The organism is Sphingobacterium nematocida (assembly GCF_900168125.1).
Lineage (GTDB): Bacteria > Bacteroidota > Bacteroidia > Sphingobacteriales > Sphingobacteriaceae > Sphingobacterium > Sphingobacterium nematocida.
Genome location: NZ_FUZF01000043.1, coordinates 1 through 1,093, shown reverse-complemented (window position 1 = coordinate 1,093; position 1,093 = coordinate 1). Strand labels below are relative to the sequence as shown.

The window sequence follows — 1,093 nt, the reverse complement described above, 5'->3', positions numbered from 1 at the left end:
GCAGCAACGTCTACGGATGTTACTGTTACGGTTAATGGAGTTCAACCAGGAACAATCGCTGGTTCACAATCAGTATGTGCAGGTACAATACCTACTGCATTTACGTCATCAGTTAATTCAACTGGTACAGGAGCTATTACCTACCAATGGGAGTCGAAAGTATCAGGTGGCTCATGGACGACAATTGATAATGCTACAAGTGCTACTTACAGTCCTGATGTAGCGACAGTAGAAACGAGCTATCGTCGTGTTGCTTACTCTACTATAGACAATAGTATTTGTACGACTTATTCGAATGAGATTATTGTTACGATTGCTTCAGACTGTAACTTCATAGCTGTGAAGACAGTTGCGGATAATGGTAACGATGGAAATGAAATTAATAATAAAGCAGAGTCAAACGAAAACTTGACTTACAGCATAACAATTGACAATAATTACGATAGAGATATCGTAGTTAATATATCAGATGTTATTCCTGCTAACACAACATTTGTTAGTGTGCAGAATGGAGGCGTTCATTCTGCAGGAACTATTACTTGGGACGATGTTACTGTGCTTAAAGGTGGAAGTACAACAGTTACTTTCGTTGTGAAAGTAACAGAAAACCTTACAGGTATAGCTAACATTGTTAACACAGCTGTGGTTTCTAGCCCAGGCTTAGCTACTCAAAATCCTAACGTGACGATTCCAACGAATTCGAACCCAGATTTTACTTTTGATAAAACAGTTGCTGATGCTAGTGGTGATGGAAAAGCACAGTCTGGGGAAGTGTTAACTTATACAATTACAGTTAACAATACAGGAGATGTTGACCTGATGAACGGTTCTATCCTTGATGTTATTCCAGCGAATACCACATTGGTTGCCGGTAGTATCACTGGTGGTGGAACACAAACTGGTAATAATATCAACTGGTCTATTGATTTACCATTCGGCGATTCCAAATCAGTTACTTTCCAGGTTACTGTAACTGCCGATCTTACAGGTGTGACAAATATCCGTAACATCGCTACAGTGGGAGACCAAGATACCCCACCAGTAGATATCCCTACCGAGAACAGTCCATCGCACAGTTCAGTTAAAACTGTTG

At 40.2% G+C, this 1,093-nt stretch carries 1 protein-coding gene; it reads left to right on the top strand.

From position 1 onward, the window contains the following. On the top strand, window positions 1-1,093 hold a 1,093-nt coding region (locus B5X76_RS21565; protein WP_139375452.1), incomplete at both ends, for a DUF11 domain-containing protein.